The organism is Luteimonas sp. A478 (assembly GCF_054052025.1).
Genome location: NZ_JBSVRF010000002.1, coordinates 551,571 through 574,168 on the forward strand (window position 1 = coordinate 551,571; position 22,598 = coordinate 574,168).

19 protein-coding genes are annotated in these 22,598 nt (G+C 66.1%); 10 read left to right on the forward strand and 9 right to left on the reverse strand.

Going from position 1 to position 22,598, the window contains the following annotated elements; all coding sequences use genetic code 11:
• Positions 1-4 precede the first annotated feature (4 nt).
• Together ACW7G3_RS06185 and ACW7G3_RS06190 are read left to right on the forward strand one after the other, a co-directional pair.
• Positions 5-3,118 (forward strand): TonB-dependent receptor plug domain-containing protein, encoded by a 3,114-nt coding sequence (locus ACW7G3_RS06185; protein ID WP_456981741.1) that lies wholly within the window; start codon positions 5-7, stop codon positions 3,116-3,118.
• Between the two features lie 101 nt (positions 3,119-3,219).
• The gene (locus tag ACW7G3_RS06190; protein ID WP_456981742.1) at positions 3,220-4,344 is read left to right on the forward strand and encodes a serine hydrolase domain-containing protein; all 1,125 of its coding nucleotides are present in this window, start codon (positions 3,220-3,222) and stop codon (positions 4,342-4,344) included.
• On the opposite strand, the gene gltS is transcribed toward ACW7G3_RS06190, so the two are convergent.
• Both gltS and ACW7G3_RS06200 read right to left on the reverse strand, forming a co-directional pair.
• Positions 4,328-5,521, reverse strand: coding sequence for a sodium/glutamate symporter (gltS, locus tag ACW7G3_RS06195; protein WP_456981744.1), 1,194 nt, complete (start codon positions 5,519-5,521; stop codon positions 4,328-4,330). The genes ACW7G3_RS06190 and gltS overlap by 17 nt on opposite strands.
• Positions 5,522-5,560: 39 nt before the next feature.
• Positions 5,561-7,198 carry an N-acyl-D-amino-acid deacylase family protein gene (locus tag ACW7G3_RS06200; RefSeq protein ID WP_456981746.1) on the reverse strand — a complete coding sequence of 546 codons (1,638 nt, stop codon included), beginning with the start codon at positions 7,196-7,198 and terminating at the stop codon, positions 5,561-5,563.
• Between the two features lie 204 nt (positions 7,199-7,402).
• Here ACW7G3_RS06200 and ACW7G3_RS06205 point away from each other — a divergent pair, with 204 nt between their 5' ends.
• A complete protein-coding gene (locus ACW7G3_RS06205) occupies positions 7,403-9,709 on the forward strand; it encodes an NADP-dependent malic enzyme (RefSeq protein WP_456975375.1) in 2,307 nt (768 codons plus the stop codon).
• A 28-nt stretch (positions 9,710-9,737) separates the two neighbouring features.
• Here the strand turns inward: ACW7G3_RS06205 and ACW7G3_RS06210 are convergent, their stop codons facing one another.
• From ACW7G3_RS06210 to ACW7G3_RS06220, 3 genes are read right to left on the reverse strand one after another with little or no spacing between them, the layout of a single operon-like run.
• Complete coding sequence (locus ACW7G3_RS06210) at positions 9,738-10,115, reverse strand: response regulator (protein ID WP_456975373.1); 378 nt, start codon at positions 10,113-10,115, stop codon at positions 9,738-9,740.
• 12 nt (positions 10,116-10,127) lie between these two features.
• The gene (locus tag ACW7G3_RS06215; RefSeq protein ID WP_456975371.1) at positions 10,128-10,568 is read right to left on the reverse strand and encodes a response regulator; all 441 of its coding nucleotides are present in this window, start codon (positions 10,566-10,568) and stop codon (positions 10,128-10,130) included.
• Positions 10,565-12,370: a sensor histidine kinase gene (locus ACW7G3_RS06220; protein WP_456981748.1), complete on the reverse strand. Its 1,806-nt coding sequence runs from the start codon at positions 12,368-12,370 to the stop codon at positions 10,565-10,567. Before ACW7G3_RS06220 ends, ACW7G3_RS06215 begins: the two co-directional genes overlap by 4 nt.
• A gap of 219 nt (positions 12,371-12,589) precedes the next feature.
• On the opposite strand from ACW7G3_RS06220, the gene aceE reads away from it, so the two are divergent.
• Positions 12,590-15,280, forward strand: coding sequence for a pyruvate dehydrogenase (acetyl-transferring), homodimeric type (gene aceE, locus ACW7G3_RS06225; protein ID WP_456981750.1), 2,691 nt, complete (start codon positions 12,590-12,592; stop codon positions 15,278-15,280).
• 49 nt (positions 15,281-15,329) lie between these two features.
• Here aceE and ACW7G3_RS06230 read toward each other — a convergent pair whose 3' ends face one another.
• On the reverse strand, positions 15,330-16,184 hold the full coding sequence (locus tag ACW7G3_RS06230; protein ID WP_456975365.1) for a universal stress protein: 855 nt from the start codon (positions 16,182-16,184) through the stop codon (positions 15,330-15,332).
• Positions 16,181-16,942, reverse strand: coding sequence for a hypothetical protein (locus ACW7G3_RS06235; RefSeq protein ID WP_456981752.1), 762 nt, complete (start codon positions 16,940-16,942; stop codon positions 16,181-16,183). Before ACW7G3_RS06235 ends, ACW7G3_RS06230 begins: the two co-directional genes overlap by 4 nt.
• A gap of 98 nt (positions 16,943-17,040) precedes the next feature.
• Between ACW7G3_RS06235 and ACW7G3_RS06240 the strand changes: the two genes are divergently transcribed.
• Together ACW7G3_RS06240 and ACW7G3_RS06245 are read left to right on the forward strand one after the other, a co-directional pair.
• Positions 17,041-17,646, forward strand: coding sequence for a TetR/AcrR family transcriptional regulator (locus tag ACW7G3_RS06240; RefSeq protein WP_456981754.1), 606 nt, complete (start codon positions 17,041-17,043; stop codon positions 17,644-17,646).
• Positions 17,647-17,707: 61 nt separating this feature from the next.
• Positions 17,708-18,769 (forward strand): DUF5671 domain-containing protein, encoded by a 1,062-nt coding sequence (locus ACW7G3_RS06245; protein ID WP_456981755.1) that lies wholly within the window; start codon positions 17,708-17,710, stop codon positions 18,767-18,769.
• Between the two features lie 40 nt (positions 18,770-18,809).
• On the opposite strand, the gene ACW7G3_RS06250 is transcribed toward ACW7G3_RS06245, so the two are convergent.
• Positions 18,810-19,337: an adenine phosphoribosyltransferase gene (locus ACW7G3_RS06250; protein WP_456981757.1), complete on the reverse strand. Its 528-nt coding sequence runs from the start codon at positions 19,335-19,337 to the stop codon at positions 18,810-18,812.
• 151 nt (positions 19,338-19,488) lie between these two features.
• On the opposite strand from ACW7G3_RS06250, the gene ACW7G3_RS06255 reads away from it, so the two are divergent.
• From ACW7G3_RS06255 to ACW7G3_RS06265, 3 genes are all read left to right on the forward strand, one after another.
• Positions 19,489-20,025: a hypothetical protein gene (locus ACW7G3_RS06255; RefSeq protein WP_456981759.1), complete on the forward strand. Its 537-nt coding sequence runs from the start codon at positions 19,489-19,491 to the stop codon at positions 20,023-20,025.
• A 152-nt stretch (positions 20,026-20,177) separates the two neighbouring features.
• Positions 20,178-20,561 (forward strand): hypothetical protein, encoded by a 384-nt coding sequence (locus ACW7G3_RS06260; protein WP_456981760.1) that lies wholly within the window; start codon positions 20,178-20,180, stop codon positions 20,559-20,561.
• Positions 20,558-20,980 carry a hypothetical protein gene (locus tag ACW7G3_RS06265; RefSeq protein ID WP_456981762.1) on the forward strand — a complete coding sequence of 141 codons (423 nt, stop codon included), beginning with the start codon at positions 20,558-20,560 and terminating at the stop codon, positions 20,978-20,980. Before ACW7G3_RS06260 ends, ACW7G3_RS06265 begins: the two co-directional genes overlap by 4 nt.
• A gap of 327 nt (positions 20,981-21,307) precedes the next feature.
• On the opposite strand, the gene ACW7G3_RS06270 is transcribed toward ACW7G3_RS06265, so the two are convergent.
• Positions 21,308-21,622 (reverse strand): hypothetical protein, encoded by a 315-nt coding sequence (locus ACW7G3_RS06270; RefSeq protein WP_456981763.1) that lies wholly within the window; start codon positions 21,620-21,622, stop codon positions 21,308-21,310.
• Positions 21,623-21,740: 118 nt separating this feature from the next.
• Here ACW7G3_RS06270 and ACW7G3_RS06275 point away from each other — a divergent pair, with 118 nt between their 5' ends.
• Positions 21,741-22,586 carry a DODA-type extradiol aromatic ring-opening family dioxygenase gene (locus tag ACW7G3_RS06275; protein WP_456981764.1) on the forward strand — a complete coding sequence of 282 codons (846 nt, stop codon included), beginning with the start codon at positions 21,741-21,743 and terminating at the stop codon, positions 22,584-22,586.
• Positions 22,587-22,598 lie beyond the last annotated feature (12 nt).

Consider the following 22,598-nt stretch of genomic DNA (forward strand, 5'->3'; position numbering starts at 1 on the left):
ACACATGAAGACGTACCGGAAAACCATACTCGCAGCGGTCGTGGGCGCGATCCTCGCCGGCGCGCCGGCTTTCGCCCAGACTCCGCCGGCCGCGGACCCGGGTGCACCCCCGCCGACGGATGACGGGGAGCGGCGCCGGACCGACGAGCAGGCTGCGGCCGAACGCATCGCCGAGCTGGATCAGGTCGTGGTCGTCGGCAGCCGGTTCGCCGGCAACAACGAGGCCGGCATGGTCCCGGTGGCGGTGATGGACGAAGCGGAGATCGAGGCCACCGGCGCGGTCTCCGGTGAAGAGCTGCTGCGCAGCCTGCCGCAGGTGGGCGACATGATGTTCGACAATACCGACGTCGCCGCCAACCTCAATGCCGCGCGCGGCGATATCGGCTCGATCAACCTGCGCAACCTGGGTACCGGCAATACCCTGCTGCTGGTCAACGGCAGGCGCATGGTCCCGCACCCAGGTACGCAGACGGAGGCCCTGGTTCCGCGCCAGACCGCCAACATGAACTCGATCCCGCTGTACGGGGTGCGCCAGATGGAGGTGCTGATGGGCGGTGCTTCGGCGCTGTACGGATCGGACGCGGTAGCCGGCGTGCTCAACGTGGTGATGGACACCCATTTCCAGGGTCTGGAAGTGCAGGCGCAGTACGGCGGTTCGGAAAACATCGACCTGCGCCAGGGCAACTTCAACTTCAAGGCCGGCCGCTGGTTCAACGATGGGCGCACGCGGGTGACCCTGCTGGGCGGACACACCTACCGATCCGAAGTGGCGGCCAGCGAACATCCCCGCACCGCCAACATGGATCGCCGGGAGATGCTGGAAGGAACCCCGTTTGAGGGCCATACCTCCTTCGATAACCGCATGACCACCACGCCTTGGGCGGCATTCCAGACCCGCGATGGCCGGACGGTTTCGATGGACGGTGATCTGATCACCAGCGGGACCGGTTACTTCCACATGCAGCCGTTGGAGCATCGCTGCCTGATGCAGATCAACGATGACGTGTGCATCCAGACCGGTGCCTTCAGCACCGCCGAAGATCGTCCCCGGCGCTTCAACTCGATGCACCAGCGCAATATCCTGGGTGGCGTGGGCCGGACCAACCTGTTCGGCACCATTGAGCAGGACATCAACGACAACTTCGTCGCCTTCGGCGAAGTCAGTTACTACAAGGCCCGGTTCGAAAGCATGCGCGAACAGGCGTCGTCGCTGGGCTCGGCGCCGATGATCGTCCCCGCGTCCAACTACTACAACCCGTTCGGCGCGATGTACCTGCCGGACGGCACGCTCAACCCCAACCGCCTGCCCGGCATCGATGCGCCGGAAGAAGGCCTGGATCTGCGCATCACCAGCTATCGTGCCATCGACACAGCGCGTCCCTACACGGTGGACGATGATTCCTACCGGGTCATGGCGGGCGTGCGTGGCTACCTGGGCAATTTCGACTGGGAAAGCGCGGTGCTGTACTCGCGCGCAACCACCGAGGACACCCAGCACGGCTCGATCAGCAACTCCCTGTTTGCCGAAGCGTTAGGGCGTTCCGATCCGGGCGCCTACAACCCGTTCAATGGCGGTGATCCGAACGACTGGTCAGGGCTTGACGCGACTCCGAGCGATCCGGACACCATTGCCAGCTTCACCGTGCCGGTGGTCCGCTACAGCACCGCGAGCCTGTTCCAGGTGGACACCCGGTTCCTGCACGAGAGCATCTTCAACCTGCCCGCCGGCGACGTGGGCCTTGCCTTTGGTGCAGAGTGGCGTCGTGAAACGCTGAATGACGTGCGCGATCCGCGCTTCAACGGCGAGATCACCTACACCAACCCGATGACCGGGGAAATCACCAGCGACGTGCTGGGCGCCAGCCCGGCGGCAAGCAACTCCGGTGATCGCAACGTGGCTTCGTTCTACGGCGAGTTCGCCGTACCGCTGGTGTCGCCGCAGATGGGGATTCCACTGGTGCGCAGCCTTGACCTGCAGTTGGCCGGCCGCTGGGAGAACTATTCCGACTTCGGCTGGGTCTCCAACCCCAAGGTCGCCCTGGCGTGGAACCTCAGCGAGGACTTCATGGTGCGGGGCAACTGGGCGCAGAGCTTCCTGGCGCCCAATATCCTGCAGCTTTACGCCGAAGGCACCGTGGTCAGCAATACCCGCACCGATTACTACCTGTGCGAGGCGGACCTGCGTGCCGGCCGCATCGACAGCTGGTCCGGGTGTGGCCGTGGCTCCAGCACCCAGGCCGAGCGCAGCGGCAACCGCGACTTGCAGCCGGAAACCTCCGACGCCTATTCGGTCGGGTTCGTGTTCCAGCCGACCTTCCTGCCCAAGGCTGCAGGCCGCCTGACCCTGACCGCCGACTACTGGGTGATCGAGCAGGAGGACGTGATCGGCATCCTCGGCGAGCAGGCCCAGCTGGCGCTGGATTACCTGGCGCGCATGCAGGGTTCGCACAACCCGAACGTGGTCAGGAACGATCCCGATGACACCCGCATCGAGGACTTCGTGGGGACCGGCCTGGACCCGGTCGGTACCGTCAGCGTGGTCAATGACACTTACATCAACCGGCTGCCCCGCACCACCCGCGGCATCGACTTCGGGCTGACCCACCGGATCCCGACTGAGCGGGCGGGCACGTTCAATTACAGCATCAATGCCTCCCGCCTGATCGAGCGCACCCAGGATCCGGTGGCCGACGAGCAGATGATCCTGGACGCCCAGGAAGCGGGCATCATCAGCGACGGGTTCCGGCTCAGCAGCGCCGGCAACCTGCTTGGCATCAACGGATCGCCAGAGTGGCGGGCGACAGCCAACCTTTCATGGCGCAAGGGTGATTGGCTCACCGGGGCCCATGTGCGCTACGTGGGCGAGTTCGAATCCACCGGTGCGCTGCGCGATGGCAACCGCTTCCAGATTCCGAGCTGGACCACTACAAACCTGTACCTGGAGCGTCGCTTCGACGGGCTGGACAACTTCCTCGACGGCTCCCGCATCCGGCTCACGGTACGCAACGTGGCTGATCGCGACCCGCCGCTCTCGACCACGGCCATCGGCTTCTATTCCGGTGTGCACAACGTGCTGGGGCGTGGCTACTACCTGACCCTGACCAAGAGCTTCGACTGATCCGGCCACTGCACGACGCCGGGCGGCATCAGCCGCCCGGCGCCCATCCAGCAAGAGGAAGCGCGATGCGATCCAGACACTCTGCAAAACGTAGCGTCGCCATGTGTGCGGCGCTCCTGCTGTCGCTGTTTGCGCTGCTCCCCGCCTTGGCGGGCGGCATCGAAGAGAGGCTCGCCGGACTCATGGCCGAGCACGAGGCGGTGGGGTTGGCGGTGGTGGTGGTCGGGGACAACGACATCGTCTACCGCAACAGCCTTGGGTGGAAGGACAGGGAAGCGCGCATGCCGCTGGAGGAGGATGACGTGTTCCGCATAGCGTCCATCTCCAAGTCGTTCGCAGCGGTGTCGGTCCTGCAACTGGTGGAGCAGGGCAGGCTGTCGCTGGACGACGACGTGGGTGGGCTGCTTGGATTCCCGGTGCGCAATCCCGCGTTCCCGGAACAGGCGATCACGCTGCGGATGCTGCTCAACCACACCTCGTCCATTACCGACAGCCAGCAATACGGCAGCCTGGACATCATCAATCCCGGGGCCAACGCGACCTGGGCCGAAAGTTACTCGGCCCACGCCCCGGGGCAGCAGTACGAGTACTCCAACCTGGGTTACAACATGGTCGGGGCGATCATCGAAAGGGCCTCGGGGGAGCGGTTTGACAGGTACGTGAAGCAGCACGTGCTCGAGCCTCTGGGCCTGTACGGCGGCCATTGGGCGGACGTGCTGGATGCGGAACGCTTCGCGCAGATCTACCGCTACCGGGACGGCGCGGGCTTCGTGCGCTCGAATGCCGCGTATGCGCCGCTGGGCGAGCGCCTGGCGGACTACCGGCTGGGCTACAGCGCGCCCCTGTTCTCGCCCACCGGGGGCATGAAGATCAGCGCGTCCGACCTGGCCCGGTACATGTTGATGCACATGAACCAGGGCGAGTGGGCGGGCGCGCGGATCATCAGTCCCGAACACGCCGCCATGATGCAGGCGCCCGCCGTCCGTATTGATGACAACGCAGGCTACGGGCTGGCCCTGCGCACCGACCGGAGCCTGGTGCCGGGCGCGACCCTGACCGGTCACACCGGTTCCGCCTACGGGCTGTACAGCTCGATGTTCTTTGATGCCGACAGGAAGTACGGCTTCATCGTGATCACCAACGGCGTCAGGGACCCGGAGCTCCGGGACGCGGTGAACCGCGCGCTGTACGAACACTTCATCGGTCCGGTCAGCTCCAGAAATTGATGAAGCCGGTGATGATCAGAGCGTTGGTGAAGTCGATGAAGAACGCGCCGACCAGGGGTGCCACCAGGAATGCGCGCGGCGCCGCGCCGTAGCGTTCGACCAGGGCGCGCATCACAGCCATCGCATTGGCGGTGGTGCCAAGCATGAAGCCGATGAAACCGCCGCCCATGATGGCGGCGTCGTAGTCCCGGCCCATGACCCGGAACACCACGATGCAGAAGGCCACCACCGCGCCCACCTGCAGCACCAGGTTCAGCACCAGCGGAAGCGCCAGCCCGGCAAGCTCCCAGAGCTTGAGGTTCATCAGCGCCACCGACAGGAACAGCGCCAGGCACACGTTGCCGATCAGATCGGTGGTGGGCACCGAAAGGCCGATCCACCCGGTCCTGTCATCCAGGTTGCGGATCGCCGCGCCCACCAGCATTGCTCCCACGTAGGCGGGCAGGGTGATGCCGGTAGCGGAGATCCAGCCGCTGACCCATGCACCCAGCCACATCGCGATCAGCAGGGTCACGATGCTTTTGAGCGCGTTGAATTCGCGTACCGCCTCCGATGGTGCCGGACCGGTCGTCTCCAGGTCTGGTGAAACCTGCGCCTGCTGGCTGGACGGCGACAGCCGGAAGCGGCGGATCATCACCGTGATCGCCGGGCCGCCCACCAGCCCGCCGAGCACGATGCCGGCCATCGCCGAGGCCACGGCGATCGACTCCGCGCCCACCACGCCGGCCTCCTCGAACAGCGGCGCGAATGCCAGGCCCGTGGCCGGCCCGCCGGTGAGCGTGGTCGAGCCGGCCAGCACGCCGAACAGCGGATGCAGGTCGAAGCCCACCGCCACCGCCATGCCCAGCAGGTTCTGGAACACCGCGAAGCCGCTCGCCAGCCCAAGGAAGATCATCACTTGGGTACCGCTGATCTTCAGCAGCCTCAGGCTGGCGTTCATGCCGATCGTGGTGAAGAAGGCGATCATCAACGGCGTCTGCAGGCTGGTGTCGAGTACGAATAACGTGGTGTCCCGCGCATGCGCAATCCACACCGCTATGGCAAACACCAGCCCCCCGATCACCGGTGGCGGAAGGTTGTATTTTCCAAGCACCGGCACCCATCGGCACAGGCCGTAACCCAGGAACAGCGCGATGCCCGCAAGGGCAAGGGTCTGCACCGCATCAAGTTGCAGCATCGACAGGGACTCCTCGTGTAATCAGGCGCACGGTAGTGCTCAATCGCAGGTACCGGCAGGCGGATGGTGGCGCAGCATACGCCCCGGCAGGGCTTCCGCCGTCTCGCCGCGATCGATCATGGCCGTGCCGTTGATGAATAGATATTCCACGCCCTTGGACAGGACCGAAGGTTCCACGTAGGTCGCAGCCGGCGCGTACCGTTCGGGATCAAACACCACGACATCGGCGTGGTATCCGGCGCGCAGGTAGCCGCGATCCTCCAGGCCGAAGGTGTCGGCGGTCAGGCCGGTCGAGCGGTGGATGAAGGACTGCAGGTCGATGACGCCTTCCTGGATGACGAAGCGGGCGTATTTTTCCGGGAAGGTCGCGTACTGGCGTGGATGTCCGTCGCCGCCGTCGGAGGCGGTCAGCACCCACGGCTGGCGCATCAGTTCCGCCACATCATCCGCGTGCATGTTGAACGAAGCGATCTTCCGTGCGGACCCGCTGCCGCCCGGTCCGCCGTGGCGGATGATCCGCAGTGCCGCCTCCACCGGCTCCGTCTCCCACGTGTCCGCCATTTCCTCCAGCGTCCTGCCCGACCAGGGCCAGCCCTCGCCGATCATCAGGACTGCGGCGGCTCCCCCGCGCCGGCGCAGGTTCTGCACCATTTCACTGTGGATCCGGTCCGCGCTGTCCGGATCGTCGAGCCGAGCGAACAACGCTTCGCGGCCGCCATCCTGGGCCCAGCGCGGCAGCAGTGCGGCCTCGATCCCGGTCGCCGAGGCCAGCCAGGGGTACTGGTCGGCGGTCACCCGGATGCCTTCCTCGCGCGCGCGCGCGATGCGCTCGATGATCTTGCCGGCGCTGCCGTGCACGTCCGTGCCCAGCGCCTTGATGTGGGCGATATGCACCGGGATCCGCGCCCGCCGACCGATCTCGAGCACTTCCTCGATTGAGTCCATGAGGCCGATCGAGTAGCTGGATTCGTCGCGCTGGTGGGTGTCGTAGACGCCACCGCGGATGGCGGCCTCCTTGGCCAGCGCCACCACCTCGTCGGTGCTGGCGAAACTCTGCGGGGCGTAGAACAGGCCCGTGGAGAGGCCGATGGCGCCCTGGCACATCGCCTCGGCGACCATGCCGCGCATCTGCTGCAGTTCGTGCGCGTCGGGGGCACGGTCCGCGTTGCCGAGCACGCGCCGCCTGACCGCTCCCAGTCCAACGTAGGCCGCGATATTGGTGCCTGTCCCGTGGCTTTCGAACCATTCGCGCTGATCGGCGATATCCGGGGTGCCCCCTCCATCGATTCCGATGAAGATCGTGCTGACCCCCTGGTGCAGCCACGGCAGGTTGCGTCGGGCCTGGGGATCAGGAGAGCGGATGTAGGTGGAAGGATGGGTGTGGGGGTCGATGAAACCCGGCGCCACGATCAGCCCGCGGGCGTCGATGGTGCGCGCCGCCTGGTAGCGGCCGGCCAGGTGCGGGCCCACCTCGACGATCCTGTCCCCGGTGATGGCGACATCCGTGCTGCGGCCGGGACTGTCGCTGCCGTCAAACAGCGTGCCGCCGGCGATGATCAGGTCCACGGTGCCGGCGGCCGGCTCCTGGCGGACCTCAAAGCAGGCCGTGAGCAGCAGCGCGACCGTCAGCCAGGCGGCGAGGCCGCAGGATCGCATGAGGCGGTACAGCTGGGGCATCGGACCTCTCCGGACAGATGGGGTTCGTTTTTTGGCCGTGGATATTGGCCGAAGATCCATCCATCTTCATGCCTGCTGCAATCATTGACCATTGAAATAGGGCCGGTCCTGCATAGCCCGGGGTTATGTGTCATGCGCCCCCGGCTGGCGTAGGCGGCATCCGGACCGGCTAGAATTGGGATTCCAGCAGCAGGTCAGAGTGAGATGTCAGACAAACCGTCCAGCCCCATCGAATCCGCAGAAGAGTTCCGCAAAGCGGCCCTGGACTACCACCGCTTGTCGCCCCCCGGGAAGATCAAGGTCACGGCCACCAAGGCCATGCTGACCCAGCGCGACCTGGCCCTGGCCTACTCGCCCGGCGTGGCCTACGCCTGCGAGGAAATCGCCGCCGATCCGCTTACCGCCGGTGACTACACCGCCCGCGGCAACCTGGTGGCGGTGATCACCAACGGCACCGCGGTGCTGGGCCTGGGCGATATCGGGCCGCTGGCCAGCAAGCCGGTGATGGAAGGCAAGGGCGTGCTGTTCCAGAAGTTCGCCGGCATCGACGTGTTCGACATCGAGATCGACGAGCGCGACCCGGACAAGCTGGTCGACATCATCGCCAGCCTGGAGCCCACCTTCGGCGGCATCAACCTGGAAGACATCAAGGCGCCGGAATGCTTCGTCGTCGAGCGCAAGCTGCGCGAACGGCTGAAGATCCCGGTGTTCCACGACGACCAGCATGGCACGGCGATCATCGTCGGCGCGGCGGTGGTCAACGCGCTGGAAATCGCCGGCAAGAAGATCGAAGACGTGAAGCTGGCCACCACTGGCGCCGGCGCAGCGGGCATTGCCTGCCTGGACATGCTGGTGGCGCTGGGGCTGAAGCCCGAGAACATCACCGCCTTCGACCGCGGCGGGGTGATCCACAGCGGCCGTGACGACCTGGACGAGGCCAAGCGCCGCTACGCCCGTGACACCGACAAGCGCGAGCTGGCCGAGATCGTGGCCGGCGCGGACGTGTTCCTGGGCCTGTCCGCCGGCGGCATCCTCAAGCCGGAAATGGTGGCCACCATGGCCGAGCGGCCGGTGATCCTGGCGCTGGCCAATCCGCACCCGGAAATCCTGCCTGAAGCGGCCAAGCTGGTGCGCCCGGACGCAATCATCGCCACCGGCCGCTCCGACTACCCCAACCAGGTCAACAACGCGGTCTGTTTCCCCTACATCTTCCGCGGTGCGCTGGACGCCGGCGCCACCGGTATCAACGAAGAGATGAAGCTGGCCTGCGTGCATGCCATCGCCGAGCTGGCCAAGGCCGAGGCCAGCGACCTGGGCAGCGCCTACGGTGGCGACGTGCCCACGTTCGGGCCGGAATACATCATCCCGCGCCCGTTCGACCAGCGCCTGCTGACCGTGCTTGCGCCGGCCGTGGCCCAGGCGGCCGTGGACTCGGGCGTGGCCCAGCGTCCGATCGAGGACATGGATGCCTACCGCGAAAAGCTCCGCCACTTCCTCACCCGCACCGCGCTGGTGATGAAGCCGGTCTACGACCGCGCCCGTGACGACCGCCAGCGCGTGGTCTACGCCGAAGGCGAGGAAGAGACCGTGCTGCGCGCGGTGCAGACCGTGGTCGACGAGGGCCTGGCGCGTCCGATCCTGATCGGGCGGCCGGATGTGATTGAGACTCGGATCCGCAAGCTGGGGCTGCGCCTGGAGGAAGGGCGCGACTTCGACCTGACCAACATCAACGATGATCCGCGCTTCCACGATTACTGGACCCAGTTCCACGCCCTGACCGAGCGCCGCGGCATCACCCCGGATTCGGCCAAGAACCTGATGCGCTCGCGGCCGGCGCTGATCGCCGCGCTGATGGTCGAGCGCGGTGAAGCCGACGCCATGCTGTGCGGCATGGTCGGGCGCTTCCACAAGAAGCTCGGCTATATCCGCAGCGTGCTGCCACTGGATCGCGGCGTGCAGTGCACCGCCGCCATGACCGGCGTGGTCAGCGATCGCGGCCTGTGGTTCTTCCTCGACACCCATGTGCAGGAAGACCCCACTGCCGAACAGCTGGCCGAAGCCACCATCCAGGGCGCCTACCGGCTCAAGCTGTTCGGGATCGAGCCCAAGATCGCGCTGCTGTCGCACTCCAACTACGGCAGCCACGCCAGCCCCAGCGCGATGAAGATGCGCAAGGTGCGGGAGATCCTGGCCGAGCGCGCGCCAAAGCTCGAGGTGGACGGCGAGATGATGCCCGACACCGCCTGGGACGAAGTCATGCGCCGGCGGATCTTCCCCAATACCACGCTTTCGGGCCAGCCCAACCTGCTGGTGCTGCCCAACCTGGATGCGGCCAACATCACCTACAACATGGTGCGGGTGATGACCGACGGCGCCGCGCTGGGGCCGATCCTGATGGGCGTGAGCCGTCCGGCCCACATCATGACCCCCACCGCCACCCCGCGCAGGGTGATCAATATGACCGCCATTGCCGCGGTCGAGTCGCAGATCCGCAAGAGCCGCGGCGGCTGAGGCGTCGGGGCCCGGCCCCGACCCCGGCCTACGCCACGAGGCTGCGGACCAGCGCCGGCAGCTGGTGCAGGTCGTCCTTTGACAGGGCCGCGTCGGCGGCCAGTGGCGGATCGTCGGACAGGCCGAGCAGCGGCGCACCGGTGAGGAGCACAAACGGCAGTGCAGGGTCGTGGGCGCGCACAAGCGCCAGCGCCTCTTCGGCGGAAAAGCCCGGCAGGTTCAGATCCGACAGCACCAGCTGCGGCGGGGTGTCGCGTAGCGCCTGACGCACGGCGTCCGCCGACCATACGTGGGTGCAATCCACTCGCAGCCCGCCGTCGCGCAGGGCAATGGAAATCAGCTCCGCGTCATCGCGGGAATCCTCGATCAACAACACCCGGTATGGCTGGCCCGGCGCCCGGCTCATGATCGCTGCTGCCTAGTCAGCCGCCGGTGGTTCGTTGAGAACCGCCCAGAACCGGCCCAGGGTACGCACTGCTTCGAAGAATTGGTCCACATCCACCGGCTTGACCACGTAGGCGTTCACTCCCAGATCCCAGCTGCGCGCCAGGTCGCTTTCTTCGCGTGAAGAGGACAGGATCACCACCGGCAGGTGGTTGAAGCGGCTGTCCTTGCGCAGTTCGGTCAGCACTTCCAGGCCGTCCAGGCGCGGCATCTTGATGTCCAGCAGCAGCACCGCGGGATCGCTGTCTTCACGATCCTGGAAGCGGCCGCGGCGGAACAGGTAGTCCAGCGTCTCCACGCCGTCTTCCACGTGCACGATGGGATTGGCGAGGTTGGCATCGCGCAGCGCATCGATCGCCATTTCGGCATCGTGCGGACTGTCTTCCGCAAGCAGGATGGTGCGAAGTTGGGTCATGTTCCGGTATTCCTGTGTTCCTGCAGCTCGCTGGCGGCCGGGAGGGTGAAGTGGAAGGTGGCACCTTTGCCAGGCTCTGATTCTGCCCAGATCCGGCCGCCGTGGCGAACCAGCACCCGGCGCACGCTGGCCAGGCCGATGCCGGTGCCGGGGAACTCGCTGGGTGCATGCAGTCGTTGGAACACGCCGAACAGCTTGTCGCCGTATTTCATGTCGAATCCGGCGCCGTTGTCGACCACCTGGAAGTGGTGGCTGCCATCCGCGTCCAGTTCGTGACTGACCGTGATCCGCGCGGGTTCGGAGCCGGCGCTGTACTTGACCGCGTTGCCCAGCAGGTTCAGCCAGACCTGGCGCAGCATGTTTTCGTCACCCACCACCACCGGCAGGTTGTGCACCTGCCAGTGGATCTCGTGGTCGGGGTTGTCTTCCCGGGCGTTGGCGTCCAGCAGGGCCCGGGTGTCGTTGACCGCCGACTGCATATCGACCATCTGCAGGCGCAGCGCGCTGCGTCCCAGGCGTGAATACACCAGCAGGTCGTCGATCAGCGCCGACATGCGCTTGCTCGATCCGGTGATGACATCCAGGTAATGGCGGCTCTTTTCGTCGGCCCCCTCGCCCAGGTGCCGGCCCAGCTTGTCGGCGAAGCCGCCGATATGACGCAGCGGCGCGCGCAGGTCGTGCGAGACCGAATAGCTGAACGCCTCCAGCTCGCGGTTCACGTCCGACACCAGTTCGATCTTGCCTTCCAGCTGGCGGTTCAGTTCGCGGATCTGGCGCTCGTGGAGGATCTGGGCGCTGATATCGCTGGCGGTCAGCAGCACCGCCTGCTGCTCGCTGTCCGGCAGCTCCATGCGCCGGGCCGAAAGCAGCATCACCCGTTCCACGGAGTCGGCGGTGCGCTGGGTGATCTGGAAATCCCACAGTTCGCGCCCGCGGGTCAGTACGTCGGTCAGCCGCCGCAGCACGGTCGGTTCCTGCCATGCGCCGGCGCCGAAGGCGGTCAGCGGCTCGCCGCGGCTGTCGTCTTCCACGCCGTACAGCTCTCCGAAGGCGGTGTTGTACATCAATACGTGGTTGTTCCCGTCGAGCAGTGCGATGGGCTCGCGCACGGTGTCCAGCATCACTGCGGCACGCGAGCTGGCGCTGCGGGCATCCTGCTCGGCGCTGATTCGGCGCGCGCCCTGGCGCAGGCTGTACCAGGCCAGCAGCCCCAGCAGCAGCAGCTGCAGCACCAGACCGGCGCCGCCCACCAGCGTGGCGCGCCGTTCGGCCACCTGTGCCTCGGCCTGGCGCAGCTCCAGCAGCCGGTGCTCCTCGGTGTTGAGCTGGTCGATCAGCTTGTGGATCGGGAAGCGCGTGAGCATCGTCTGCACTTCCGCGGTCGTCGGCCCGGTGGCGGTATCCAGCAGCCGGTAGATCTCGCCCAGGCGCAAGGTGACCATCGCGTGCAGTTCGCCGAGCAGCCGTTGCTGCACCGGATTGTCCTGCGTCAGCGTATGCAACTCCTCCAGCAGCGGTTCGATCCGCGGACGGCTGTAGCTGATCCGGTCGAGCAGCACTTCGATGTCCACGCCGTAGCCCAGGCCCAGGGCCGCGGCCTCCACGCTGCGCACGTCCGCGGCCAGAGTGCTCACCCGGGCTTCCACCTGGTGGCTGTGCACCAGCCATGCCTGCGCGCGGGTGTTGGCCTGCGTGGCCAGGGCATTGAGCAGGAAAGGCACGACCACGATCGCCGCAACCGCCAGGATCAGGCCTGGCAGGCGGTATTTCGAAGAATCGGCTTCGGCTATGTTGATTGGCATGGATTGGCAGCAACTGCAGGACAGCGGGCGTTGGTGCCGTGGTCCTTCCCCGTTTGAACCGACGAATCATGGCCCAATCTTGTGAAAAATCCGTGAAGGCGACGGTGTGGCGGCCCCGCCGCGCGCCCGGCCCAAGGGTGCGCGCCTGTTAGAATCGTGGGATTCGATCCACTGACCAAACCACGGCTGCACAGGCGGCCGCGAGCGGAGCCCCAAGCGATGAACTGGTTGAACGACGTACTGGAAAACGATCCCGATCCCGCAGAGACCCGGGAGTGGGTGGAGTCGATCAAGGCGGTCATCGACAACGACGGACCGCAGCGCGCGCACCACCTGCTGGAAAATATGGTGGAGCTGACCCGCCGTGCGGGCGCCCACCTGCCGTTTGCGCCGACCACCGAATACATCAACACCATCCCGGCCCACCTGGAGCCGGGCATGTCCGGCGACGCGGCGATGGAGTGGAAGATCCGCTCGCTGATCCGCTGGAACGCCATGGCCATGGTGGTGCGCACCAACCGTAAGCCGGGCGACCTGGGCGGGCATATCGCCAGTTTCGCCAGCGCCGCCACCCTGTACGACGTGGGCTTCAATCACTTCTGGCGCGGGCCCGAAGGCGACCATCCGGGTGACATGATCGGCATCCAGGGCCACAGCTCGCCGGGCATCTACGCCCGCTCGTTCCTGGAAGGCCGCCTGAGCGAGGACCAGCTGGACCACTTCCGCATGGAGGTCGACGGCCGCGGCATTTCCTCCTACCCGCATCCGTGGCTGATGCCCGATTACTGGCAGTTCCCCACGGTGTCGATGGGCTTGGGCCCGATCGCTGCGATCTACCAGGCGCGCAACTGGAAGTACCTGGAGGCGCGCGGGCTGATGCCCAAGACCGACCGCAAGGTCTGGTGCTTCCTGGGCGATGGCGAGACCGACGAGCCGGAAAGCCTGGGCGCGATCTCGGTGGCCGGCCGCGAGGGCCTGGACAACCTAGTGTTCGTGATCAACTGCAACCTGCAGCGCCTGGACGGCCCGGTGCGCGGCAACGGCAAGATCATCCAGGAGCTGGAGGGCCAGTTCCGCGGCGCCGGCTGGAACGTGCTCAAGCTCATCTGGGGCAGCTACTGGGATCCGCTGCTGGCCAACGACAAGGACGGCATCCTGCGGCGGATCATGATGGAAACCGTCGACGGCGAATACCAGAACTGCAAGGCCTTCGGCGGCGCCTACACCCGCGAACATTTCTTCGGCAAGACCCCGGAGACCGCAGCCCTGGTCGCCAACTTGTCCGACTACGACATCTGGCGCCTGAACCGCGGCGGCCACGACCCGCACAAGGTCCATGCCGCCTACCAGGCCGCTTCGGAAACGGAGGGCATGCCCACCGTGATCCTGGCCAAGACGGTCAAGGGCTACGGCATGGGCAGCGCCGGCGAGGCGCTCAACCCCACCCACCAGACCAAGAAAATGGACGACGAGGCGGTGCGCGTGTTCCGCGACCGGTTCAAGATCCCGATCGACGACGACCAGCTCAAGGACGGCGCGGTGCCGTTCTACCACCCCGGCAAGGACTCGGAGGAAGTGCAGTACATGCACGAACGCCGCAAGTCGCTGGGCGGCTTTCTGCCGCAGCGCCGGATGAAGGCCAGCGAGTCGCTGCCGGCGCCGAAGATGGAGGTGTTCGAGCGTCTGCTCAAGGACACCGGCGAGCGCCAGATCTCCACCACCATGGCGTTCGTGCAGGCGCTGGGCATCGTGCTGCGCGACAAGCAGGTGGCGCCGCGGGTGGTGCCGATCGTGGCCGACGAGGCCCGCACCTTCGGCATGGAAGGCCTGTTCCGCCAGATCGGCATCTATGCCCCGCAGGGCCAGAAGTACAAGCCGGTCGACCGTGACCAGCTGATGTACTACCGCGAGGACGAGGCCGGGCAGGTGCTGCAGGAAGGCATCACCGAGGCCGGCGCGTTCGCCAGCTGGATGGCCGCGGCCACCAGCTACAGCACCAACGACCTGCAGCTGCTGCCGTTCTTCATCTTCTACTCGATGTTCGGCTTCCAGCGCGTGGGCGATGCTGCCTGGCAGGCGGCCGACATGCGCGCGCGCGGGTTCCTGCTTGGCGCCACCGCCGGGCGGACCACGCTCAACGGCGAGGGCCTGCAGCACGAGGACGGCCACAGCCACCTGATGGCCGGCGCGGTTCCCAACTGCCGCAGCTACGACCCCACGTTCGCCCACGAAGTGGCAGTGATCCTGCAGTACGGCATGCAGCGCATGCTCGAAGAGCAGGTGGACGAGTACTACTACCTCACCCTGATGAACGAGAACTACGGCCACCCGGGCATGCCCGACGGTGCCGAGGAAGGGATCATCAAGGGCATGTACCTGCTCAAGGACGCCGGCAAGCCGAAGAAGGGCGAGCTGCGGGTGCAGCTGCTCGGCAGCGGCACGATCCTGCGCGAAGCGATCGCCGCGGCCGAGCTGCTGGACAAGGATTTCGGCGTCACCGCCGACATCTGGTCCTGCCCCAGCTTCAGCGAGCTGCGCCGCGACGGCTTCGACGTGGAGCGCTGGAACCGCTTCAACCCGGAGGCGAAGAAGCCGCGCAAGGCTTACGTCACCGAACTGCTGGAAGGCCGCCAGGGTCCGGCCATCGCCGCTACCGACTACGTGCGCGCCTACGCCGACCAGATTCGCGCCTTTGTGCCGACGACATACACGGTTCTGGGCACCGACGGCTTCGGCCGCTCGGATACCCGCGAGAACCTGCGCCGCCACTTCGAGGTCGACCGCTTCCACATCGCCCACGCGGCGATCGACGCGCTGGCCAGGGACGGCAAGATGACCGCCAAGGACGCCGCCCGCGCGTTGAAGCTCTACAAGATCGATACGGAGCGGCCGAACCCGCTGCTGGCCTGATCGCCATCGCCACGTCGGCGTCGGGGCTACGCCCTCGACGCCCGCGGCTTCAGTCCGAGATCAGCAGCGGGACCGGGACTTCCGCCAGCAGGGTGGTAGTCACGCCGCCAAAGAACCGCTGGTAGACGCGCGAGCGGCTGTAGGCGCCGATCACCAGCAGATCGGTCCGGGATGCCTTGGCATGTTCAAGCAGGGCCTCGGCCACCGGCGCGCCGCCGGACTGGATCTGGTCCACCTCGATCTTCGCCCCGTGCCGGGCCAGGTGCTGGGCCAGGGTTGCGCCGGCATCGGCGCCTTCCCAGCGCGGATCCTTGTCGCTGTCCACCACCACCACCCGCACTTCGTCGGCGGAAACGATGAACGGCATGGCGTCGGTGATGCTCCGGCGCGCCTCGCGACTGCCGTTCCAGGCCACCATGACGCGCTTGCCGATGTGTTCGCTTTGCCAGGCCTGGGGCACGACCAGCACCGGTGAACCGCCTTCGGCGAGGATGCGGTCGGGCGTCCATTCGGCGGGCCATCGCGGCGAGGGCGGGTGGCTGACCATCACCAGGTCGCAGTACAGCGAGTGCCGGCCGATGGTTTCATCCGAATGGTCCAGCATCACCACGCGGAATTCCGCGCTGATCTCATGGCGACTGGTCAGGCGGGCCAGGTGGCGGCCGGCGCGGATCACCCGACGCTCCTGCTCCCGCTGGCGGCGGGCGGCGGCCTCCTGCAGGGCCTGCGCACCGCGGATGTGGCCGCTGGCGCGGTGCCCGGACGCGGTGTCGATGGCGTAGATGCCGATCAGGTGTGCATCGTGGATGCGGGCCAGCCTCGCGGCGTGATCGCCGAGGTCGGAATGGCCTTCTCCGGCCCCCTCTTCGACGACGAAAGCGATGTTCTTCATGCTGTTGATCATGTTGACTCCAGTTCGTTCCGCGCCGACAGGAGCCGGAGCCCCTGGCGCGGACGTTTGAATTTCAGGTGCCGGGCCAGATACGCGATCCCGGATGTGGAGATGAGCACGTAAGCCAGCAGCTCGGTGGTTTCTTCCACGGCGTTCTTGAATACCCGCAGATACTGCTCGTCCAGCAGTCCCTCCCAGATCAGGCTCATGCCCAGCAGGCGCGAATGGACCAGCAGGATGCCCAGCGCCAGGATCATCAGCACCCCGGACCGGGATGACACGAAGCGCGCCATGGCGCGAAGCGCAGCCCGCCAATCGGCAGCCGCATAGGCCACCGCTGCCAGGGCCACCGCGGCCACCAGGATCTGCCAGAGGCCGTCGAATACCAGATCCCAGGCGGCATCGGTTTCGCGGATGGCCATGCAGATGAAGAATCCGGCGGCCAGTACGGCGAAGCGGCGTTCGCCAGGATTGCCACGGGCCAGGGTGAGAAACGCGGCGGCGGTGACGGCCAGCAGCAGCAACTGGATGCTTTCCACCAGCGAGTGCTCTCCCACGCTGTTGCCCAGCCACTGGATATCCACCAGCAGCGCAACTGCCGGGATGGCCATCAGGCACCAGAGTGCGCCCGCCCGGACAAGTCCCTGCGCCAGCAGCCGCAGGTCGGGGGAGTGCCAGGGGCCGGGCGCACCTGCGTAGGGTCTGGGCGCTGGCGCAACGGACAACGGCCCCCGGTCACCGTCATTGGTGGCCGGCAGGTCAAAGCGCATTGGCCGGTTGCCCAGTCGGGATCGGGCTTGGGCGGCGTATGTGTGTTTCAATTCGGTAATTGGTTGATCATCCTAGTTTGGTTGGTCATACTACCTAAATGCGAAAATCAGAGCAAACCACGACCCGCCAACCGTCGCGGTCCGCAACCACCAAGGGGGAGGCGCGCAGGGCCCAGATCCTGGATGCGGCCACCGAGTGCTTCCGCCGCGAGGGCTTCCACGGCTCGAGCATGGCGCGGATCGCCGCCACTGCCGGCATGAGCACCGGTCACGTATTCCACTACTTCAAGCGCAAGGAAGACATCGTTGAAGCGATCGTCGCCCGCGAGCGCACGGTGATGGAGGGGTTCGCGGAACGGCTGCGGGCTGCCGGGACCCAGGCGGACATGCTTGATCTGATCTACGAAGGGGTGGTCGATGTACTCACCCGGGAAAGCGGCGGCGCATCGCTGACCATGGAGATCCTGGCAGAAGCCACGCGCAACCCCGAGATCCAGCAGATGCTGCGCTCATATGACGACGAAGCCAGGCAAATGATCGTTTCCACTCTGGAAGACACCGGCCATGGGGCCGCGACCCGGCGGGAGATCCTGGCCGCGATGGTGGAGGGCCTGTCGATACGCAGACTGCGCAATCCGGGCCTGGCCGATACGCTGGACCGGCAGGTGCTGCGCCAGGTACTGGGGTCCGTCATCGCCGGCTGACACCCACGGTTCGGCATCCTGCTAGATTCGCGCACTGGAAACTCACAAACGGAAGTGCGGCATGGCGGTGGCAACGCAGGAGCTGGAGCTGTTCGTGCGCGAGGCGCTCGCCAGGGGCGCCTCGAAGGAAGAAGTCGCGGCAGCGCTCGACGCGGCCGGCTGGGACCGGGTGCAGGTCGACAGCGCCTTGGGCGCCTGGGCCGACGTGCCGTTCGCGGTGCCGGTGCCGCGCCCGCGCCCCTATCTCTCCGCGCGCGAGGTGTTCCTGTATCTGCTGATGTTCGCCACGCTGTACCTGAGCGCCTGGCACGTGGGCAGCCTGCTGTTCGACCTCATCAACCTGGCGTTGCCGGATGCGGCCGACGGCGAGTCCGCCCGCGGCCGCCTGGACAGCTCCATGCGCTGGTCGATCGCCGGGGTGGTGATCGCGTTCCCGGTGTTCGTGGCCGTCGCCCGCGGCCTGGCGCGGGAGCTGGCCGACAGTCCCGTGCGGCGCCTGTCCGCGGTGCGCCGCTGGCTCACCTACCTGACGCTGTTCTTCGCCGCCTCGGTGCTGATCGGCGACATGATCGTGCTGGTCTACAACCTGCTGGGTGGCGGGCTGTCGGCGCGCTTCCTGCTCAAGGTGCTGGTGGTGGCGGTGATCGCCGGCACGGTGTTCGGCTGGTACCTGCAGGATCTGCGCCGCGAAGAGCGCCAGGCGCCGGCCGCGGGAATCTCCGGGCGGGTGGTGCTGGGCGCGACCGCCGTGGTGGTCCTGGCGACCCTGATCGCCTCGGTGGCGGTGATCCGCTCGCCGGCCTCCGAGCGCGAAGCGCGGCTGGACACGCGGCGCGAGCAGGACCTGGCGCGCGTCTCCCGTCTGGTGGAAGCCCACTATCACCGTACCGGCACGCTTCCGGCGGGGCTGGACGAACTGGCGACGCCCGGCACTGCGCTGCCCAGCGACCCGGTCGACGGCTCGGCGTACGGCTACGAGGTCGCCGGCGAGCGCGACTACCGCGTTTGCGCGCGGTTCGTCACCGACACCGCGCAGGACCGGCGTCAGCCCTGGGGCGGCGATGTCTGGCGCCACGGCGTGGGCCAGCACTGCTTCGATCGCCGCGCAGCGCAGCGGCGCTGAATCTACCGTGGCGCGATCACCACGCCACGGTCAGCGGGCCTCAATAGGCGGCAGCGGCCAACAGCGGCGTGGCGTCGGTCCAGCGTGCGCGACCGCCCAGGGCCAGCATCTCGAACAGCACCGACGCCCCGGCCACCTCGGCGCCCTGGCGGCGCAGCAGGTCCAGCGCGGCCACCAGCGTGCCGCCCGTGGCCAGCACGTCGTCCACCAGCAGCACCCGGGCGCGCGGCGGCAGCGCATCAACGTGGATCTGCAGCTGGTTGGTGCCGTACTCCAGCGCGTAATCCTGTGACAGGGTGTCGGCCGGTAGGCGCCCCGGCTTGCGCACCGGCACGAACCCCGTGCCCAGCGCCTGGGCCATGGCCGCCCCAAGGATGAAGCCTCGCGACTCGATGCCTACCACCGCGTCCAGCGCCCCATCGCGCCATGGGTCCATCATCTGGCTGACCGCCGCGGCAAAGGCACCGGCATCGGCGAGCACCGGCGTAATGTCCTTAAACAGGATACCGGGCTTCGGGAAATCGGGAACATCACGTACCAGGTGCTGCCACTGGCTCATTGGCGTCATCGCAGGGAAGGGCGCCCCATGCTAACGGAGCGATGAACCCGCGGCCCCCGACCAGCATCCACGTGGCATCCGGCAGGGGCTTGATTCAATCGCAGACTGTATGTATGTGTGCGGCGGCGGCGGCGAGCACGCCCATGTAACTGGAAGTAGAATGAGGAGCTGGCGCGCCTCAACTTTCGAGCAAGCGGAATGCAGGCTGTTTGAGTCCAGAGCCAAAATCAAGGGGGAAAATATGTTCAAAAATTTCAAGGGTGCATGCCTGTCGGCAGCATTGCTGACAGGGCTGCTGTCAGCATGCCAAAGTGCTGGCGACCATCGGGCCGCTGTCCAAGATGACGCCGGAGATCGACTGACTGTCGGAACTGTCCAGCGTGAAGTCAGGGTTGGCATGAGCGGGGCGCAGGTAGCCCAGGTTCTCGGGTCACCAAACATCGTCTCTACCGATGAAGAGCGTCGAGAAGTCTGGATGTATGACAAGATCGCGACCGAACACGTTTATTCGTCAAGCAGTGGCGGAGTCAACTCGCTGATCCTCGGGTTCGGCGGAAGCCTAGCCGGTGGCGTCGGTGCAGGTGGGAGTCGTTCAAGCGGGGCGGCGGCCACCAGTCAGCGAACGCTGACCATCATTATTAAGTTTGATCATGATGGTGCCGTCCGAGACTTCGCTTACCACACGTCGAGGTTCTGACTGTGAGAATAATCTGGGGTCTCTCAGCGGTTCTATTTCTCGCCGGCTGTGTGTCGGTGCCGCAGAATGTATTCGTTGTAACGCCAGAACTACTTGAATTGCGTCAGCAGCAAACTCGTCGGTACGAGGGTCTCTCGCGAGAGGATCTGCTGGTGGCGAGCTCAAACGTTCTTCAGGACTTGGGATATAACCTGGGCGAGTCTGAAACGAGTCTTGGTGTATTGACAGCTGACAAGCAGCGAGACGCGACGAGTGGGGCGGAGGTGACCGCCGCTATATTTGTTGCTCTTCTTGGCGGCGGTGCCATGGCTATCAGCAAGGACCAGACAATTCGGGTATCTCTGGTTGTACGGTCTGTAAACGACAGTTCCGGGAAGCCGGTTCCTGATAATAATTACGTGCGAGTTAATTTCCACCGTGTTGTGCGGCGTACCGATAATTCAGTTCATGTGGAAACGCTGAACAATCCCGAGCTTTATCAGGAGTTCCACAGTCAACTCTCGAAGTCGGTTTTTTTGGAGGCGCACCAGGTATGAAGCTTTATTTGAGTGGGTTGGTGCTTGGGTCGGTGCTTCTGTTCAGCGGTTGCGTTAGCACGACGCAGCACGCGCTTGACTTGGGCGGAGAAAGTCAGCTCCAACGCCGTAGTTACCAATCACGGATATTCGAAACTGACGATAGAGAGCGCGTCCTGCGCGCGACGATATCTACGCTCCAAGATCTGGGTTTTATCATTGATCGTGCGGATTCCGTCCTCGGCGCAGTGAGCGCTACCAAGCTGGACGGTTATCAGGCGAAGGTCACGGTTTCGGTCCGGCCCAGGGGGGCAGACAGGATGTTGGTACGCGCTAATGCCCAGATTGGGGTCAGGCCGATTGAAGACCCGAAGCATTACCAGGATTTCTTTACTTCCCTAGAAAAATCCCTGTTCTTGACTGCGCACGCAGGCGAGTAGGTTTGAGGCGACGGCCCGGGCAGTCTTCCGGGCCGTTACCGCACCCCCGAACGCCCAGCATCCGATGTGGGGAGCGCTGTTCAGGAGCAGCCGTCGCTCCGCAGAAAGAGCAGACAGACAGCGAACGCTGCTGAGGGACCGAAGCTCGTCTCCGGTGCACTGCTCGCGTGGATGAGCACGCGCTACGTCTTGGCGCACCTACGTGCGCTCCGGATCCGCCGCACCGATTGCGCACTTGGCAAAGTGGACCAAGGCGGCATGGACTACGCCGTGCAGCGACTGAAAGCTGAGTCCAGGGTCGTGGATGCGTAACCAGCGGCTTCGGGCCTATTCGAACTCCAGCCCCGCCAATACCTGCAGGCGAGCTTGGTATGCATCCCACTCCTCCCGTCCGACAGTCGGCGCACCGCCGTCAGCGTAAAGCTGGATGCGGTCCACGTTGCTGCTGCGGTTGTGGCTGAGCTGTTCGGCCCGGGTGGGGGTCAGCCCCTTGAACCTGACCGCGTGCGGTGCGTAATCCACGTGCTCGCCGGTGCGCATGCCCAGCGGCTTGTGCAGCCGGTTGAGCACCACGTGGCCGTGCCCTTCAACCCGCTCGATGCAATACGGCAGGAACACCCGCCGGAATTCCTCGTTTTCCATGGCCATCCTCCCCGAACTGCCAGTGGCACTGAGAATACCCCCGTAGGCACCGGCGGTGGAAAGGGGCGTCCTGTTTTTACCGGTTCTTTCCGGTCGTGGGGGCAGCATAACGGGTGTCATGAACATCCAGACTCCCGCCTCCGCCGCTGCAGACGCCGCTTCCGGCGCGCGCATGCCCACGTTCTTCATCCCCCACGGTGCTGGTCCGTGCTTCTTCATGGACTGGAACCCGCCCGGCACCTGGGATGGCATGGCCGCGTTCCTCAGGGGCATTGCGGCCACCCTGCCGCAGGCTCCGCGCGCGATCGTGCTGGTGTCCGGGCACTGGCTGGAGCCGAAATTCCGGCTCACCGGCCACACCGCGCCGTCGCTGATCTATGACTACGGCGGCTTCCCGCCCCACACGTATGAACTGACCTACTCGGCGCCCGGCGATCCGGAGCTGGCCCAGCGCGTTGCCGGGCTGCTGGGGCTGGGTGGCGAGCCGGCCGGAGTGGATGCGGCCCGCGGCTTCGACCACGGCATGTTCATCCCGCTCAAACTGGTGTTCCCCGATGCCGACGTGCCGGTGGTCCAGCTGTCGCTGCGGCGCGATCTTGACCCGGCCGCGCACATCCGCGCGGGCCAGGCGCTGGCCGGCCTGCGCGACGAGGGCGTGCTGGTGATCGGCAGCGGCATGAGCTTTCACAACATGCGCGGCTACGGCGATCCGCGCTATACGCCGCTGTCGGCGACGTTCGACCAGTGGCTGACCGCAGCGGTGGAGAGCACGCCGGAGCGGCGCGACGCCCTGCTGCGTGAGTGGGCCAGTGCCCCCCATGCCCGCGACAGCCATCCCCCCGGCGCCGAGGAGCATCTGCTGCCGCTGATGGTTGCTGCCGGCGCCGCCTGCCACTCGCCCGGGCGGCGGGTCTATTCCGAAGTGGTCCTGGAGACCACCCTTTCCGCATACCGTTTCGGCTGATCCGCGCTGAAG

Bases quoted from the DNA above. Each gene is read 5' to 3' on its own strand.
- ACW7G3_RS06255 (WP_456981759.1), top strand. From the start codon at position 19,489: ATGAGGAGCTGGCGCGCCTCAACTTTCGAGCAAGCGGAATGCAGGCTG.
- ACW7G3_RS06230 (WP_456975365.1), bottom strand. From the start codon at position 16,184: ATGATCAACAGCATGAAGAACATCGCTTTCGTCGTCGAAGAGGGGGCC.
- ACW7G3_RS06250 (WP_456981757.1), bottom strand. From the start codon at position 19,337: ATGACGCCAATGAGCCAGTGGCAGCACCTGGTACGTGATGTTCCCGAT.
- ACW7G3_RS06275 (WP_456981764.1), top strand. From the start codon at position 21,741: ATGAACATCCAGACTCCCGCCTCCGCCGCTGCAGACGCCGCTTCCGGC.
- ACW7G3_RS06200 (WP_456981746.1), bottom strand. From the start codon at position 7,198: ATGCCCCAGCTGTACCGCCTCATGCGATCCTGCGGCCTCGCCGCCTGG.
- ACW7G3_RS06245 (WP_456981755.1), top strand. From the start codon at position 17,708: ATGGCGGTGGCAACGCAGGAGCTGGAGCTGTTCGTGCGCGAGGCGCTC.
- ACW7G3_RS06210 (WP_456975373.1), bottom strand. From the start codon at position 10,115: ATGAGCCGGGCGCCGGGCCAGCCATACCGGGTGTTGTTGATCGAGGAT.
- ACW7G3_RS06265 (WP_456981762.1), top strand. From the start codon at position 20,558: ATGAAGCTTTATTTGAGTGGGTTGGTGCTTGGGTCGGTGCTTCTGTTC.
- ACW7G3_RS06235 (WP_456981752.1), bottom strand. From the start codon at position 16,942: ATGCGCTTTGACCTGCCGGCCACCAATGACGGTGACCGGGGGCCGTTG.
- gltS (WP_456981744.1), bottom strand. From the start codon at position 5,521: ATGCTGCAACTTGATGCGGTGCAGACCCTTGCCCTTGCGGGCATCGCG.
- ACW7G3_RS06205 (WP_456975375.1), top strand. From the start codon at position 7,403: ATGTCAGACAAACCGTCCAGCCCCATCGAATCCGCAGAAGAGTTCCGC.
- ACW7G3_RS06240 (WP_456981754.1), top strand. From the start codon at position 17,041: ATGCGAAAATCAGAGCAAACCACGACCCGCCAACCGTCGCGGTCCGCA.
- ACW7G3_RS06220 (WP_456981748.1), bottom strand. From the start codon at position 12,370: ATGCCAATCAACATAGCCGAAGCCGATTCTTCGAAATACCGCCTGCCA.
- ACW7G3_RS06190 (WP_456981742.1), top strand. From the start codon at position 3,220: ATGTGTGCGGCGCTCCTGCTGTCGCTGTTTGCGCTGCTCCCCGCCTTG.
- ACW7G3_RS06185 (WP_456981741.1), top strand. From the start codon at position 5: ATGAAGACGTACCGGAAAACCATACTCGCAGCGGTCGTGGGCGCGATC.
- ACW7G3_RS06215 (WP_456975371.1), bottom strand. From the start codon at position 10,568: ATGACCCAACTTCGCACCATCCTGCTTGCGGAAGACAGTCCGCACGAT.
- ACW7G3_RS06270 (WP_456981763.1), bottom strand. From the start codon at position 21,622: ATGGAAAACGAGGAATTCCGGCGGGTGTTCCTGCCGTATTGCATCGAG.
- aceE (WP_456981750.1), top strand. From the start codon at position 12,590: ATGAACTGGTTGAACGACGTACTGGAAAACGATCCCGATCCCGCAGAG.